11 protein-coding genes and 1 riboswitch are annotated in these 15,558 nt (G+C 43.8%); of the genes, 2 read left to right on the top strand and 9 right to left on the bottom strand.

The window, feature by feature from the left end:
- Nucleotides 1-3 precede the first annotated feature (3 nt).
- A complete protein-coding gene (locus tag HDC92_RS11845) occupies nucleotides 4-939 on the top strand; it encodes a homoserine kinase (protein WP_183874701.1) in 936 nt (311 codons plus the stop codon).
- Between the two features lie 11 nt (nucleotides 940-950).
- Entirely contained in the window at nucleotides 951-2,270 is a 1,320-nt protein-coding gene (gene thrC / locus HDC92_RS11840) for a threonine synthase (RefSeq protein ID WP_183874699.1), read from the top strand.
- Here thrC and HDC92_RS11835 read toward each other — a convergent pair.
- The 9 genes from HDC92_RS11835 to HDC92_RS11795 form a co-directional block, all read right to left on the bottom strand.
- Nucleotides 2,248-2,682 carry an META domain-containing protein gene (locus HDC92_RS11835; protein ID WP_015809601.1) on the bottom strand — a complete coding sequence of 145 codons (435 nt, stop codon included), beginning with the start codon at nucleotides 2,680-2,682 and terminating at the stop codon, nucleotides 2,248-2,250. The genes thrC and HDC92_RS11835 overlap by 23 nt on opposite strands.
- A gap of 76 nt (nucleotides 2,683-2,758) precedes the next feature.
- On the bottom strand, nucleotides 2,759-3,715 hold the full coding sequence (gene metF / locus HDC92_RS11830) for a methylenetetrahydrofolate reductase [NAD(P)H] (protein WP_183874697.1): 957 nt from the start codon (nucleotides 3,713-3,715) through the stop codon (nucleotides 2,759-2,761).
- A gap of 21 nt (nucleotides 3,716-3,736) precedes the next feature.
- The gene (gene metH, locus HDC92_RS11825) at nucleotides 3,737-7,396 is read right to left on the bottom strand and encodes a methionine synthase (RefSeq protein ID WP_183874695.1); all 3,660 of its coding nucleotides are present in this window, start codon (nucleotides 7,394-7,396) and stop codon (nucleotides 3,737-3,739) included.
- 115 nt (nucleotides 7,397-7,511) lie between these two features.
- Nucleotides 7,512-7,621, bottom strand: a riboswitch (SAM riboswitch).
- A 394-nt stretch (nucleotides 7,622-8,015) separates the two neighbouring features.
- Nucleotides 8,016-9,995, bottom strand: coding sequence for a heparin-sulfate lyase HepC (gene hepC / locus HDC92_RS11820; RefSeq protein ID WP_183874693.1), 1,980 nt, complete (start codon nucleotides 9,993-9,995; stop codon nucleotides 8,016-8,018).
- A gap of 119 nt (nucleotides 9,996-10,114) precedes the next feature.
- Complete coding sequence (locus tag HDC92_RS11815; protein WP_183874691.1) at nucleotides 10,115-11,344, bottom strand: carboxypeptidase-like regulatory domain-containing protein; 1,230 nt, start codon at nucleotides 11,342-11,344, stop codon at nucleotides 10,115-10,117.
- 59 nt (nucleotides 11,345-11,403) lie between these two features.
- Nucleotides 11,404-12,819 carry a PLP-dependent aminotransferase family protein gene (locus HDC92_RS11810; RefSeq protein ID WP_183874689.1) on the bottom strand — a complete coding sequence of 472 codons (1,416 nt, stop codon included), beginning with the start codon at nucleotides 12,817-12,819 and terminating at the stop codon, nucleotides 11,404-11,406.
- A gap of 30 nt (nucleotides 12,820-12,849) precedes the next feature.
- Nucleotides 12,850-13,242, bottom strand: coding sequence for a hypothetical protein (locus HDC92_RS11805; RefSeq protein WP_183874687.1), 393 nt, complete (start codon nucleotides 13,240-13,242; stop codon nucleotides 12,850-12,852).
- Nucleotides 13,243-13,345: 103 nt separating this feature from the next.
- A complete protein-coding gene (locus HDC92_RS11800; RefSeq protein ID WP_183874685.1) occupies nucleotides 13,346-14,194 on the bottom strand; it encodes a prephenate dehydrogenase in 849 nt (282 codons plus the stop codon).
- Between the two features lie 28 nt (nucleotides 14,195-14,222).
- Nucleotides 14,223-15,368: a pyridoxal phosphate-dependent aminotransferase gene (locus HDC92_RS11795; RefSeq protein ID WP_183874683.1), complete on the bottom strand. Its 1,146-nt coding sequence runs from the start codon at nucleotides 15,366-15,368 to the stop codon at nucleotides 14,223-14,225.
- Nucleotides 15,369-15,558 lie beyond the last annotated feature (190 nt).

The following is a 15,558-nucleotide window of genomic DNA, read 5'->3' as shown; positions in this document are numbered from 1 at the left end:
TCTATGAAAAGATCAATAAAAGTTTTCGCTCCGGCTACAGTAGCCAATGTGGTCTGTGGCTTTGACGTACTAGGCTTTGCCGTAAATGAACCCGGTGATGAGGTGATCATGCGTCTTACCGATAAACCCGGTGTTTCCTTGTTAAAAATCACCGGAGATGAAGGCCGTTTGCCCTTAGACCCTGATAAAAATACGGTTAGTGCCATTGCCAAACATTACCTGCAGCATATTGGCCAGCCCAATGCAGGTATTGAAATAGAATTGCATAAAAAGATGCCTATAGGCAGTGGCCTGGGTTCAAGCTCTGCCAGTACCGTAGCAGGCCTGTTTGCCATCAATACCCTGTTCGATAACCAGCTCAGCAATAAAGAACTGATCCCTTTTGCCATGAAGGGCGAAGAACTGGCCTGTGGTTATGGCCATGCCGATAATGTTGCCCCGGCATTGATGGGTGGTTTTGTACTGATCAGAAGTTACAGCCCTTTAGACATCATCAGTTTACCTTTTCCGGCCGATTTATATGCTGCAATTGTTTATCCTGAAGTAGATGTACCTACCAAAGATGCCAGGCAGATGATCCGCTCTAAGGTATATTTAAAAGATGCGGTAACCCAGTGGGGCAATGTGGCCGGTCTGGTAAGTGGTTTGTTCATGAACGATTATGAACTGATTGGCCGGAGTATGACCGATGTGCTGGTAGAGCCCACAAGGGCTATCCTTATCCCTGATTTTTATGTTTTAAGGGCAATGGCGATGGAAACAGGTGCTATTGGTTTCGGAATTTCCGGATCAGGCCCTTCTGTATTTGCCCTTACAAGGGATGAAGAGACCGCAAAAAAAATTACTCAAAACTTACAGCAGCATTTAAAAAGCCTTTCCATCAACAGCCTGGCTTTCGTCTCTGAAGTGAACAAAAAAGGACCGGTAGTATTAGATTAGCCATAAAAACAATGAAATTATACAGTACCAATAACCATAACCTGAGCGTAGATTTTCCAACAGCGGTTTTCAATAGCATGCCTTTAGATAAAGGCTTGTATATGCCGGTCGATATCCCTGTGCTTGATAAAGAATTCATAGACCATATTGAGCAGTATTCCCTGCCACAGATTGCCTTTAAAGTTGCCTCAGTGCTGTTGCAGGATGCCATACCGGCCGGCGATCTTAAGGCCATCATCGACGATGCCATCAACTTTGATGCTCCCGTTGTGAACCTGGCCGGCAATGATTTTGTACTGGAGTTGTTTCATGGCCCATCTCTTGCCTTCAAAGATTTTGGGGCAAGGTTCATGAGCCGGATCATGGGCTACTTTCTGAAAGAAAATGAAAAAACTTTAGACGTGCTGGTCGCCACCTCAGGCGATACGGGTGGTGCGGTAGCACTCGGTTTTTTGGGTGTGGCCAATACCCGTGTTACCATTCTTTATCCGAAAGGAAAAGTGAGCGACATCCAGGAACTACAGCTTTGTACCAATGGCCAGAACATTCATGCCATAGAAGTGGAGGGAACATTTGACGACTGCCAGCACCTGGTAAAACAGGCCTTTGCAGATGAAGAGCTCAATAAAAAACTGCGCCTTACTTCAGCCAATTCCATCAACATCTCAAGGCTGATCCCGCAAACCTTCTATTACTTCAATGCCTATGCACAATTGCGCAGGCAGGGAAAAAAAGACCTGGTATTTGTAGTGCCAAGCGGAAACTTTGGCAACATTGCCGCTGGTTTACTGGCCTATAAAATGGGCCTGCCCGTAAAACGATTTGTGGCCGCTACCAACGTAAACGATACCGTTCCGCGCTTCCTGGAAAGCGGGATATACGAGACCAGACCATCCGTTCAAACCTACTCCAATGCCATGGATGTAGGCGCACCGAGCAATTGGGTGAGGATCATGGACCTGTTCAATAACGATAAAGCCGCCTTGGAAAAGGTGATGAAAGGTTATCGCTTTACCGATGATGAGACCCTGGAGGCCATCAAGGCCATTTATAATGAATTTGATTACATCGCCTGTCCGCATACTGCCATTGCCTGGCTGGCTTTGCAGCAATACAGAATGGATACTTCAGATCAGGAATTTGCAGGTGTTTTCCTGTCTACCGCCCATGCCTGCAAATTTCCGGATGTTTTTCCTGAAGAAATAAAGGCCGATATTGAAATCCCTGAGCAGGTAAAGAGCCTGGCTGCCAAACCAAAACTGGCTACAGCAATGGATACCGGTTTTGAATCCTTTAAAAAGTACCTGCTTACTTCTTATGGAAACGCATAATGGCAATGTCGCCCATCATAAAATTCAGGGTACTGTCGCTCGTTATCGCATAAGTACTTGCCTTTTTTAGCATTTCCACAAAAATGGTCTCTCCTTCGCCAGGACAGGCCATTTTTGTCATAACAAAAGGCTGTGTAAAATTGATGGTTGTGTCATCTGCAACCAGTTGTCCGGAAAAAGAATTACAGCTGGTATTCCCGCTAAACCTTTTGTCTGCAATATCAAATTTAATAAACGGCTTCTTGCCCGGGTATAATCCATTAAAGGCTATTCTTGGTCCTGATATATAGTTAAGTTCCCAGGTGCCACCCAGTTGGGAGAGGCCACCATTACCAATAGATCCGGGTTTCATCGTTGTGCAGGCCGTTAAAGAACCTACAGCAACCAGCAACAATAGCATCAGTCTGTTCATATAAATATAAGTCTTAATGTTATATGAAGATACAAAGAGTATTTCAGAAAACACAGATACCCCGGGTTTTTAAACCCTAAAATACCGCCTGCGCAATCTTTTTGGTCGGTTCCGGATTGCCCATCGTATAGAAATGCAGCACCGGCGCACCCATTGCCTTCAGCTCATTGCACTGATTGATCATCCATTCAATACCAACTTCTTTAACTTCCTTCTCTGATTTACAGCCATGTACCGCTTCGCTCAGTTCTATTGGAATATCCAGGTGAAATATTTTAGGCAGGCTGATCAGCTGTTTGCTGCTGGTAATTGGTTTTAACCCCGGTATGATGGGTACATGGATGCCATTTTCTCTGCATTTATCCACAAAAGCTTTATATTTCTTATTGTCGAAGAACATTTGGGTCACAATAAAATCAGCCCCGGTATCTACTTTGTGTTTCAGGTATTTGAAATCTGTATCCAGGTTTGGTGATTCAAAATGTTTTTCCGGATAACCCGCCACACCAATGCAAAAGTCTGTTTTTTCTGCACTTTCCATGTCGTCATGCAGGTATTTGCCGTTGTTCATGTCTACCACATGTTGCAGCAGTTCCGAAGCGTAAGCATGGCCATTTGGTGTTGGAATGAAAGAACTATCGCTTTTACGTGCATCACCCCTTAAAACCAGTACATTATCTATACCCAAAAACTGCAGGTCGATCAGTGCATTTTCTGTCTCATCTTTTGTAAAACCACCGCAAATCAAATGTGGTACAGCATCCACTTTGTACCTGTTCATAATTGCAGCACAGGTGGCTACCGTACTCGGGCGTTTGCGATAGGCCACCTTTTCCAGGAGGCCATTGGCATGTTGCTTATAAATGTAATCTTCGCGAAGATAAGTTACATCAATAAAAGGCGGATTAAATTCCATTAATGGATCTATGGCATCAAATATTCCTTTAATGCTTTGCCCTTTAATGGGTGGCAACAGTTCAAATGAGAATAAGGTTTTTCCTTTGGCGTTATTTATATGATCTATAATTTTCATGAATCGTCGTTCGTATGGTTGTTAATAAGCTAAATTTGGGCTCAGCCATCTTTCTACTTCTTCCAGTGGCATGTTTTTCCTTACTGCATAGTCTTCTACCTGGTCTTTGGTGATCTTACCTAAACCAAAGTATCTGGATTGCGGATGTGCAAAGTAAAATCCACTTACCGCTGCAGTAGGGTACATGGCGTAACTTTCCGTAAGGCTAAGCCCAATTCTGGCTTCTGCATCCAGCAGTTCAAATAAAGTGCCTTTTTCAGTATGCTCCGGACAGGCGGGATAGCCTGGTGCAGGGCGTATGCCGGAATATTCTTCCTTAATCAGTGCTTCATTGTCCAGGTGTTCATCCTTTGCATATCCCCAATACTCTTTACGGACCAGCTCGTGCATGCGTTCTGCAAAAGCTTCTGCCAGCCTGTCGGCCAAAGCTTTGGCCATAATGCTGTTGTAATCATCGTAAACCGCTTCAAACTCAGCAACCAGCTCATCACAGCCGATGCCGGTTGTAAGGGCAAATCCGCCAAAATAATCAGGTATGCCGGTTTCCTTTTGCGCTATAAAGTCAGACAAGGCATAATAAGGCTGATCAGCCGTTTTTTCTGCCTGCTGGCGAAGCGTATGGATCACCACTTCTTTTCCTTCAACAGCTAAAACGATGTCATCACCAACTGCATTTGCCGGCCAGAAGCCGATCACTGCCCTGGCAGTTAATAGCTTCTCCTCTACAATCCTTTTTAACAATACCTTAGCATCATGAAACAGTTTCTTTGCTTCATCACCAACCACCTTGTCTTCCAGGATCCTTGGATAAGAACCACGAAGCTCCCAGGTTTGAAAGAAAGGTGTCCAGTCTATATAAGGCACCAGTTTTTCCAGCGGATAATTGTCAAATACCTTTGTCCCTGTAAAGGTCGGGGCAGGGGCTACCAGGCTGGTGTCGATTTTAAAATTGTCTTTGCGGGCTTCTTCAATTGTTTTAAAACGCTTGTCAGAACGTTTGTTCAGGTGCGCTTCACGGGCCTTGTCATATTCCGCGCGGATACCTGCAATATATTCATCACGGGTATCCTTGTTCATTAATGTGCTGGCTACTGTTACACTTCTGGAAGCATCCAGTACGTGTATGGCCGGGCCCGAATAGTTCGGCGCAACTTTTACAGCAGCATGGATCCGGGAAGTTGTAGCCCCACCTATCATCAGGGGAATAGTAAAACCTTCACGTTCCATTTCTTTGGCAAAATGTACCATTTCATCCAGCGAAGGAGTAATCAGACCACTCAATCCAATGATATCTGCATTGATCTCTTTGGCTTTTTTGATAATGTCCTGTGCGGGCACCATCACGCCCATATCTACGATCTCGAAGTTGTTGCAGGCCAGTACTACACCTACGATGTTCTTTCCGATATCGTGTACATCACCTTTTACAGTGGCCATCAATATTTTTCCGGCAGATGAATTCTGATCCTGATCCGGGTTGTCCAGTTTTTCCTGTTCGATAAAGGGCAGCAGGTAAGCCACCGCTTTTTTCATTACACGGGCAGATTTTACCACCTGCGGTAAAAACATTTTTCCGGCACCAAACAGATCGCCTACGATGTTCATCCCATCCATCAGCGGCCCTTCAATTACCTCTATTGGTCTGGCGTATTTCTGGCGCGCTTCTTCTACATCGGCATCCAGGTATTCTATGATTCCTTTAACCAAAGCATGCGACAAGCGTTCTTCTACACTTGTTTTGCGCCATTCCTCATCTCTTACAATCTCTTTTCCTTTAGATTTGATGGTGTCTGCAAATTCAACCAGGCGCTCTGTTGCGTCATCTCTGCGGTTCAGCAATACATCCTCAACCAGCACCAAAAGCTCCGGTGGAATTTCCTGATAAACTTCCAGCATTCCTGCATTTACAATCCCCATGTCCAGGCCTGCCTTTATGGCATGGTATAAAAATGCCGAATGCATGGCTTCCCTTACGGTATTGTTACCCCTGAAAGAGAAGGAAATATTAGAAACCCCGCCACTTACTTTTGCATAAGGCAGGTTTTCTTTAATCCAGCGGGTGGCATTGATAAAATCGACCGCATAATTATTGTGTTCTTCCAAACCTGTAGCTACGGTAAGGATGTTCGGGTCAAAAATGATATCCTGTGCCGGAAAGCCAATTTCATCGACCAGTATGTCATAAGATCTTTTACAGATCTCTTTTCTTCTTTCAAAATTATCTGCCTGGCCAAGCTCATCAAAAGCCATTACCACTACAGCAGCGCCATAAGTCATGATCTTACGGGCACTTTCCCTGAATTTATCTTCTCCTTCTTTCAGTGAAATGGAGTTGACAATCCCTTTGCCCTGCAGGCATTTTAAGCCAGCTTCAATTACTGTCCATTTAGACGAGTCGACCATGATGGGCAGTTTGGAAATGTCTGGTTCAGAAGCGATCAGGTTCAGGAACTTTGTCATCGAAGCTTCCGAATCGATCATCCCTTCATCCATGTTCACATCGATCACCTGCGCACCACCTTCTACCTGCTGACGGGCTACAGCCAGTGCTGCTTCAAAATCGCCGCCCAAAATCAGCTTGCTGAATTTAGGTGATCCGGTAATGTTGGTCCTTTCCCCGATGTTTACAAAAATGCTTTCCGGCGTAATGGTTACCGGCTCCAGCCCGCTTAAGCGCAGGTAAGGTTCAATATGCGGTATTTTGCGGGGTGCTACATTTTTCGCTTTTTTGGCAATGCAACCAATGTGCTCTGGTGTGGTACCACAGCAGCCACCTACAATGTTTACAAAACCATGCTGGATGAAATCTTCCACCAGGTGGGCCGTTTCATGTGGCATTTCGTCATAAGCACCAAATTCATTGGGCAAACCTGCATTCGGATAAGCCGAAACATAACATCCTGCTTTGGCAGAAAGTTCTTCAATATGGGGTCTCATGTCTTTGGCGCCCAGGGCACAGTTAAAGCCAATGCTCAGTGGATTGGCATGCATTACAGAGTTCAGGAAAGCTTCGGCCGTTTGGCCAGATAAAGTTCTTCCCGATGCATCAGTAATGGTACCAGAGATCATGATCTCTATTTTACGGCCAATTTCGGCTTCATATTTCTTAATTGAAAATATGGCAGCTTTGGCATTCAGCGTATCAAAAATGGTTTCAATAAGGAGCAAATCTGCACCTCCATCTACCAATCCGCGTACCTGTTCGTCGTAAGCTTCAACCAGTTCATCAAAGGTAATGGCCCTGAAACCCGGATCATTTACGTCAGGTGAAATGGAGAGTGTTCTGTTGGTTGGGCCCACTGCTCCGGCCACAAAACACTTGCGGTCGGGATTGGCGGCCATAAATTCGTTTACCGCCTCTTTGGCAATTTTTGCCCCTTCAAAACTCATCTCATACGCAAGCGGTTCCATCTGGTAGTCGGCCAGGGAAATGCGCTGGGTACTGAAAGTATTGGTTTCAATAATGTCCGTACCGGCTTTTAAATACTCAGTATGGATTTCTTTAATGACATCCGGGCGTGTGATGCTCAGCATGTCATTGTTCCCTTTTACATCACAGGGGTGATCTTTGAAGCGTTCACCTCTGAAATCCTCTTCAGTTAAGGTGTAACGTTGTATCATGGTGCCCATTGCACCATCAATGATCAGGATACGTTTTTCTAACTCTTTTCTGATATCCATTTAACAATAATGATATGAGCAGGCAATAAGCTAAAGTTGATAGAGGCTATGGCCTAAACAAGTGCCGAACCTATTGCATGCAAAGCTTATTGGAGATTCTGGTTGGGAACAGATCCACTTATCTGTCAGGAAGTACAGCTGCATTTCCTGTAGAATGTAGCACCTTGTAAGCACAGGTTGCCAAGACTTCGCAGGGTCTAATCCCTCCATCTTTCTCTATAAGCAGTACAAAGGTGCAACAAAGAAAAATCATTTCCAAAAAAATGGTGTCTAAACCCCATAAAATTCCAGTACACTGGTAAAAAACTATTGGAATTAGAATAATATTTTGAATCCGTTACCTGCATATAGCAGGTAAGATATGGATGGTTTTTAGTTGAAGCTCAAATTGACGACTGAGACTGGCTGTTCACAAGTTTAGGGATTCTTCACACCTGGTTCACACCTCCTTCACATAAAACTCACAAACAGGTACCTTTTTGTGAAGAAAGTGTGGCTAATGTGTGAACTATGTGAGCAGTTGGGCCAATGCCCTGGCAGAGGGTACCTATTACTATATTATTGATTTTGGTATAAACAAAAGACCATTTAAGGGATATACCACTTTAATCAGGGAAAACTAAGGAACCAACACAGGCTGTTGTTTTCCGTTAATGGTAAGGGTTAGATTAAGCTTGCCTTTCTCAAAATCATTGCCCTTGTTTTCCCGTATGCTGATCTCTGGAGCCTTCTGGCCGTCGTATGGATAAACTATACTGACAAAATTTTGTGTGCCGGCATTCTTTTTAGGCTTTTCAAATACGAAGGCAGGTCTTTTCAGCTCCTTATTGTAAACATAAGATACCTTTCCTTCTTCTTCATTGAGGCTGGTCCTGTCCGCATTCAACGATTGGATCATCAGGTTGTTGCCATCTCTGTAAGTGGTGTAAACCCGGTTCTTTGTCTTATCGAAAACAGGGTTGCTGTCTTCTTTAAGCTGCCAGTGTACGCCCAGGTTTCCGGTAGCTTCACCTATTGCCCTATCGATGACCAGAAAGTATTTTTTGTTGATGAAAAGTACACTGCGCTGATGGTCCAGATTCGGATAGCTTGGGTTGGTATAGGTAAGCACATCAAGGTTATTTCCTGTTTCCCATTTGTTTTGCCGGGCTTTGGTAATGACCATATTTTGATTGTCGAGTGTAAGCGTGCTGTGTATGCGGGTTTGACGGTACCAGTTCCGCAGTTTCATGATGGCTTCGTCGCCGCTATATACAAATACCCCGGCGTCTGGGGTAAAGTTTCTGCCCTTTATAAAAAGTTCAAAAGTCCCGTTATCCGGCTGGGCATGAAATTCTCCGGGAGGACTGGCTTTTAATACCATAACGGTTGCATTTTTATCCCATCCGCTTCTAAACGTATAAAAGCCTGCATTGCTCAATGCTTTGGATAAAAAGTTAGGCGCCTTACCTTGTTTGCCATCTGTAGCAAAATATTTTATGGCCTGGTTTGCCGGGAAAACCCGGGCCCAGGTGGCAAACTGTGCCATTCTGAAATTTTTATCTGTAATCCATGAATCTCCAAACATAGGGGTGTTATAATCTGGCAGTGAAATACTGATCAGCGCCATAATCATATTTTCTACGGTTTGTACATAAGATTGCGGAAATTCTTTTTCAAGGTTAACACGTTTTGCAGAACCATAGGCCTTTAAGAAGATATCGATGGCAGCTACATGGTAAATTGGTGAAAGTTCAAACTGCATCCCATCGGCATAAACCTGTTTTTTGATCTCGGTGTTCAGCACCGATATGCCGGTTTGCCTCCATCTTGGTGAATCTTTAAATTCAGGGAAAGATACCCCTGCAAACAAGTTGCGTTGGGCTTCAAATAAACGGTGGTTTCCCTGTTCGGCATAATGCGTAGATAAATAATCGGCCTGTTGGTGGTAACTGTTTAAAAATTCCATTAAAAAGGCTGGGGTAAAGGCTGGCGAGTTTACAAATAAGCTGAAGGTTGGGGGAAGACTTTGTACCCTGTCCGACACTTCAAGGGGCCGCCACACAAATTTATCATTATCCTGCGACAGGCCCAATGGGGTTTTTCTGGCCCAATCGCTGTACTGATATACCCATTCTCTTGCATATTTTTCATCGCCCGTAGCGTGATAAACCAGGGCCATAGCCTGCCACCATTTTACACGGTGCAACTGCCAGCGTACTTCATTGTCTTTTACCGGCCACATCTGCCAGTTGATGTCCTTACCATAATCAAAATAGCCGTAGCCTTTGTGCGGCTGAAACTGGTGGACCAATGCCTTGTCGGCCATTTCACGCGTAACCTTATCTATGGGCTGGCGTATATCAGCAGGCTTTTCTGCATTACTGAAATCAGGTTCCCTGGCCTTACTTTTTTCCCTGTAGTATGCCAGTAATGCTTTGGCCGCATCGTCATAGTTGCCGGCAGCAACTGCTTTATTAACCTTTTCCAGTCCGGAATACTCAAGGTTGATGTGGTCAAAATCTTTCCTGGTAATGGAAGAGCTTTGTGCAAGTATATTTCCCGACGATAGGGCAATTACAGCAAATACAATGATCCTTTTAAAAATTTTCGTAGTCATGCAATCTTTAAGATTTAGATTAATGGTTAGCGTGGTGAAGGTAAGTATGAATACCTTTACTGGCTTTCAATTTCTTTCAGAAATCATTTGAATTTGGTGAATTTAACGGATGGGATCATTTAATGGATCGGGACATAATCCATCGGCACCATATCGGCTACCTTTTCATAGGCCCAAAAACCTTCATATAGCATGGCCCTGGAATCGTATATGCTGCCGTTTTCATAAAAGCGTACCGTGTTTTGCGTTATGTTGGCTACAGATATTTCATAGTCGGGTATATCGAGCGGACGGAATACCCAGAACCCTGTTTTAGAATAAGCCAGGGTTTCTTTCTCTTTGGTATAACTGATGGCCAGTGCTCCGCTGCAGTCCAGCAATTTTAAATTCTGGTTAAAAGTGGAGACCAGGCTGGCCGCTGAAATTTCTTTACGGTCAAGGTAGTCTACGTATCGGGGCATGTCCTGTTGTTTTATCCAGAAAGCGATCATTGCACTGTCCCGGAGCATGCTGCCCTTACCAATGACAGTTGATTTTGGCGGTGTTTTTAACCTGACCAGGTTTTTATGAATAATGCTGTCGGGGTAGCGGTTAGGGTTAGGTATTTTTATCATCCTGTTCAGGATAAAACCCTGCTCTCTCACATTTCCTGCATACAGGGATCTGAAAAAGTGCTGGGAAGAACCATAATAAGCCGTTTCACGCTTATCAATGTATTTTTTCAGTTTTGCACCCGAAGCTTTTAATTCTTCAAAAAATGGATGTCCGGAAAAATAGATGATGCGGGTCCTTGAATTGTATTCAAAGTTATCCAGCATATATTTTAAACGGTAACCCAAAGCCTTGTTTTCGACAATTAAAAATTCTGAGGTTTTTATGGTTAAGGTACTTTTGGTTACATCATAATCAATATTTAATACCTGGGGATTTAGTATTTTACATTGGGCAGCATTGGGTGTGGTGCCAATAAAGAATTCTTTAAACTGTTTGATGTATTTGGCCCGGTTTGGGTCTGCCCGGATCACTACCTCATTCAAAACTGTAGTACTTTCCTTTAAGATCAGCTCCACCTGAACAGATTTGTCAGAGATAATCACATTTTTTGAATAAGGAAGGTAACCCACCATTTGTACCATCAGGTCATAATTTCCCGGCTTCAGGTTATTGATCTTGAATTTCCCTTCAGCATCGGCTACTGTTGAAACCTTATAACCACTTAAATATACCCCCGCACCTGGCAGACTTTCTTTTTGATCTTTAACAGTACCTGTTATGGAGAATGAGTTTTGGGCGGATGAAGGAAAGCTTGTATATACGATAAGCAGAAATACCAGCAGGACTTTTGTCATGAATGCGAATGTAATGAATTGTATAGTTTTATCAATGCCAATTCATTACATTCTATGTACTATAAAGCGTTCTTCACAATCTTCCCCAGCCGTTTTAAGTCAGACTCCAGTTTTTCATCCCATTTGAGGCCAAAATTTAAGCGCATGCAATTGTTAAACTGATTGTGCTGGGTAAACATGCGGCCGGGCGCAAAACTGATGTTCTGTTTGATGGCCTGGTTATAGAGCATTGCGGTATCTATTCTCTTATCGAGCTCCAGCCACAATACAAAGCCTCCCTGGGGTTGTGTTACCTTTGTGTTTTCGGGAAAGTAATCTGTTATTGCCCGCTGATATTGAAGGCAGTTGGTATATAACTTATGTCTTAAAGTCCGCAGGTGATGGTCGTAACGCCCATGCTCCATAAAATCGGAAATTACTTCCTGGTAAAGCGGGGGTGTTGATATGGTCTGTAACAATTTCTGCCTGATGATCTTTTCTTTGAACTTCCCCGGAGCTACCCAGCCTACTCTGTAGCCCGGAGCCAGGGACTTGGAAAAGGAACCGCACCACATGACCATTCCGGCCTCATCATAGTATTTGCAGGGTACCGGACGTGTAGTTCCGAAAAAAATATCGCCATAAAGGTCATCCTCAATCAAGGGTATGTTATGCTGGGTAAGCAGCCTGACCACCTCTTTTTTATGCTCATCGGGCATACAGCTGCCGAGAGGATTGTTGAAATTGCTGACCAGGCAACAGGCTTTAATAATGGGCAGGATTTTTTTCAAAGCATCTATTTCAATCCCGGTAACCGGATGAGTAGGCAGTTCAATAATTTTTAGGCCCAGCTCGCGCGCCATCTGTAATATCCCAAAATATATAGGGCTTTCCAGGGCAATGGTATCGCCAGGTTTGGTAACGGCAATAAAGCAATTGTACAGGGCATTCATAGCACCCGAGGTAGTTACCACATCATTCTCGGTGAGCTGACCGGCCCAAACAAAAGACCAGCGGGATATGTTCCGCCGTAAGTTTACACTGCCCTGTACAGGTTCGTAGGCCGTGCCACTCCCTTCCAGGTTACGCATGGCTTTGATTACCCCTTTGTTTAATTTGGCAATAGGTAATAAGCCGTTGGCAGGTACACCTAATGAAAACTTGGTGATGTCTTTGTAGTACAGGGTATCAAAAACCCTGGTGATCAGGTCTTCAGGATGTTTTTCTTTATCGTACAACTTTGGCTTGCTGGTATCGGGAATGGAAAGCCTGCGGCCATAAGCATTGCTGACATAATAGCCCGATTTAGGCCTGGATTCGATCAGCGATTTGCTTTCCAGTTCTAAAAATGCTTGTTTAACGGTATTCAGGCTTACATTGTAAATCTTTTGTACGGTACGGATAGAGGGCAATTTGTCGCCCACCTTGAGGGTTTCGGAAGCAATCTGCTGCTCAACCGTACCGGCAATTTTCAGGTACAATACTTCTTTTGACATGCTGTTGCTGTAATGTAGATAAATGTACGATTATTGGTAACAATTGTTTAGCCAGTTTACCAGCCTGGAGATGGCATTTTTAACATGGTTTTCCGTTGATATACCATTGTCATCGAAGGTCCACTGCGCTTTAAAACGCTTTAAAGAAATGTTTTTTAAGGTTTCGCAAACCTGATCTTGTGCCAACTCCTTGTCGGTATGTACCTGTACCACTGCTTTTCCGGCATCATTGATATTTACAAAAGCATAAGCGATGATCTTACAATTTAATTCGGCGATGCCCAGGGGCAGGCCAAAATCAGCGTTAAGACCAGTGCTATGGATCGTTTTTTGAGTTCTGTACAGGTTGACGATTGATTTTAAGTCTGATAAAAATACCTCTCTAAATTTGATTGGGCTGTGTTCTTTTTCCTGTGCGACCATAATATTAATAATTGTCTTACAAAATTAGACAGCTTAATGTTAGGTATACAGATACAAAAATGCATTAATTTATGGGTACAGATTTTTTAACTGGGTACCCCAGTTATTCTTCCCTATCCAGGACATGCTTGATTTTGTTCGCGTTTTCCATCAATTCGGTAAGGTAAGCCCAGTTCTCTTTTTCAATACAGGACTTAAATTTTCTGAGCTGGGTAATGTGCTCGTTCAGTACATCCAGCACGTTTTCTTTGTTTTGTTTAAAGATGGGCATCCACATAGCAGGGCTACTTTTTGCCAACCTTACTGTACTTTCAAAACCGGCACTGGCCAGTTCAAATATGGCATTTTCTTCTTTCTCTTTTTCCAGTACAGTGTTGGCCAATGCAAAAGAAGTAATATGGGAAATGTGGCTAACATAAGCTACATGGACATCATGGTCTTTTCCTTCCATATATACATTGTACATGCCAAGCAGGGTATACAACTTTTCAACGGTTGCCAGTGCATCTTTATCGCTTTCTGCTGCATTGCAGATCACATTAGCCCGGCCATGGAATGCATCGTTCGTAGCTGCTTCCGGCCCGCTGAATTCGGTACCCCACATAGGGTGTGTAGCAATGTACCTGCCTCTGTGGGGATGTCCCTTTACCGCATCAAGCAAAGATGTTTTAGTAGAGCCGGTATCCAGTACGATCTGGTGTTTTACCTGATCCAGTATCTGTGGCAATAATACGGTACAGACACTTACCGGAGCACTCAGTATGACCAGGTCGGCCTTGGCTACTGCTGTATTCAGGTCTGTTATTTCATCTGCAATTCCAAGCTCCAGCGCCTTTTGTGTATGTGTTTCCTGATTGTCTACACCATATACTTTTGTGGCAAAGCCTTTTTGCTTTAATACTAAAGCCATGGAACCTCCAATAAGTCCGAGGCCGACTACTGCTATCTTCATTATTTAATATTATAAAGTTCTGTATAAGTTATTTGTTGATCCGGTTTACAGCCTGTTCAAACCTGGAGAGGTCGCCACAAAGGCTGATCCTGATGTACCGCAGGCCCTGGCTTCCAAATATACCTCCAGGTGTAAGGAAAACGCCCGATCCATATAGCACTTCGTCACTAAGTGCATAAGCATCTTCATAATGATCAGGAATTTTTGCCCATACAAATAAACCAACCTGTTTAAGCGAATAGCTACAGCCCAGGATATCGAGTATGCGGTATACTTTAGCTCTCCTTTCTGCGTAAATGCCATTGATATGGCTATACCAGTCGGAACCAAGGCTCAAAGCTTTTGCTGCGGCCAGTTGCAGGGGCATAAACATGCCGCTGTCCATATTGCTCTTAAACCTAAGTACCTCTTCAATGCGTTCTTTTGCACCGCACAGCACACCAATACGCCAGCCGGCCATATTGTGTGATTTGCTTAAAGAGTTCAATTCCAATACCACTTCCTTTGCACCTGGTACTGCCAAAAGGCTTATCGGTTCATCATTCAGGATAAAACTATAAGGATTGTCATGTACCAACAGGATGTGATGTTCCTTGGCAAAACGGACAAGAGCCTCAAATAGGTCCTGGCCAACAGGCTGGCCTGTTGGCATATTTGGGTAATTTACGAACATGAGTTTCACCCGGCTCAGATCTGTTGCGGCCAATGCCTTCAGATCCGGATACCAGTTTTGCGCTTCCTGTAAAATGTAATTCACAGGTTTACCACCTGCAAGTTTAACCGCGCTGCCGTAAGTAGGGTAACCCGGATCGGGGATCAATGCTTCGTCGCCCTCATCCAGATAAGTCATACAGATGTGCATGATCCCTTCTTTGGACCCAAGCAGTGGTAATATTTCTGTATCAGGATGAAGGGTTACATGATACCACTGCTGATACCAGTCTGCAAAAGCCTGTCGCAATGCAGGTATGCCTTTATAGCCCTGATAGCCATGTACCCCTGGTTTGGCGGCTTCTTCCTGCAATGTTTTGATGACATCGGGATGTGGTGGAAGATCGGGGCTGCCGATACCTAAGTTAATGATGTTTTTGCCTTCTTTATTCAGGGATTCGATTTCCCTTAATTTTTGGGAGAAGTAGTATTCACTGATACCCTCCAGTCTTTTTGCAATCATTATAAAAAATTTTTGTCAAGGTGTGCGGCAGTAATAGCTGATAATTGCAAATTTTTTGGCCATACAGCACTTTGCGTAAATATATGTTCATTTATTTTATCTAAAAAATTAAGTTGCTTATTGCTGCAAATTTAAGTTGGTGCTGACAAAGAAATTAAGGAGATACCCGGACGGGGAATGCTGGTCTGGA

This window comes from Pedobacter sp. AK017 (genome assembly GCF_014200825.1).
GTDB lineage: Bacteria > Bacteroidota > Bacteroidia > Sphingobacteriales > Sphingobacteriaceae > Pedobacter > Pedobacter heparinus.
The sequence above is the reverse complement of the archived record's forward strand: the minus strand, read 5'-3'. Positions and strand labels throughout refer to the sequence as shown.